Origin of the sequence: Prevotella sp. oral taxon 317 str. F0108 (assembly GCF_000162415.1) — a bacterium.
Classification (GTDB): domain Bacteria; phylum Bacteroidota; class Bacteroidia; order Bacteroidales; family Bacteroidaceae; genus Prevotella; species Prevotella conceptionensis.
The window spans coordinates 1,312,770-1,314,111 of record NZ_GG740072.1 but is presented as its reverse complement, the minus strand read 5'-3'; positions in this window follow the sequence as shown (position 1 = coordinate 1,314,111).

Below are 1,342 nucleotides of genomic sequence, written 5' to 3'. Positions count from 1 at the left end.
CCCTATCTACTTGTTCTCTTGCCTACTTGTTCTCTTGTCTACTCGTTCTCTTGCCAACTCGTTTTCTTGCTAACTCGTTCTCTTTTCTGCTTGTTCCCTTGTCTACTCGTTTATTAGTCTACTTATTAACTTGTCTTTTTTGTTGGCTTTTGTCCGATTTTTAGTAAGTATTTTAACATTATGAGTGCCTTTTCATTCACCAATCGCCCACCTCGCCCCAAAAAATCGATTCTCGCGAAGGTTGGTTTTGATGCAAAAAGGAGGTAGTCTGTGAGTGTATCAATATGAATTTTTATTTAAAATAATCGCTATTTGCACCCGTTTGGGTGCTATTTGCTGCTAAACGCAGTGTGTTTTGGTGCTAAATGCAGTGCGTTTTGGTGCTAAATGCAGTGCGTTTTGATGCTAAATGCAGTGTGTTTTGGTGCTAAATGCAATACGTTTTGGTGCTAAATGCAGTGTGTTTCGATGCAAAATGCGAGTCGAAAAGCATAAAAACACACTACAATCGTATAAATATAACCTTTAAGATCCATTAAATACATGCTCGAAAAGGGCGAAATAGTCGTTAAAAAGTAGGTTTTTAGGGACTAAAAGCATGTAATTGGGCTTGAAAAATGACGAGCTGGCAACCAAACTAGAAAGGCTAAATGGTGCAAAATGCAGCCTTTTTCTTGAAAATGGACAAGGCACAAGGCGTAAAAAACCAGAAATCGTGGCTATTTACCTGCTTTTTAGCCTATAATTTCGCTAGAACGGAGTGAAAATTAGAACGCTTTTGTAAAATAAAAGTAATAATTTGGGTTTTGAGTTGATGAGTTGATGAGTTCGTAAGTTGGTGGGTCTGTAAGTTTGTGAGTTATTGAGTTGACGAGCTTGTGAGTTGGTGAGCTTGTGAGTTGGTGAGTTTGTGAGTTATTGAGTTTTGTTAGTTGAGGGGTTAGTACGTTTGAGAATTATTGGGATTATTAGTTTTCAAAGGTAACTATTCAGCAATAATGAACGTTGATTATCAAGAACTTATAAACTTAATATTGCGGCAAAAAGGCTCGAAATGACATTACTTTACCAGAATTTGTATGTGTCTGTTTGTGTAATTTGTTGATAATCGATAATGGTTTATACGCCTTATTGTTGAATAGTTACTTTTCAAAGTTACGAGTTATGAAGTTTGTTAGTTGTTGAGCGTGTGAGTTATGATGTCTATTAGTTATAATGTTGGTGTGTTATTAAGCAGTTAAGTTGGTTATTTTTTCATCATACTCCTAGATATTTAGACCTCCTTAGCTCTTATAGTGTTTGTTTTCAAAAGAAAGTATAGAGGCAGTTTATACCCATTAAT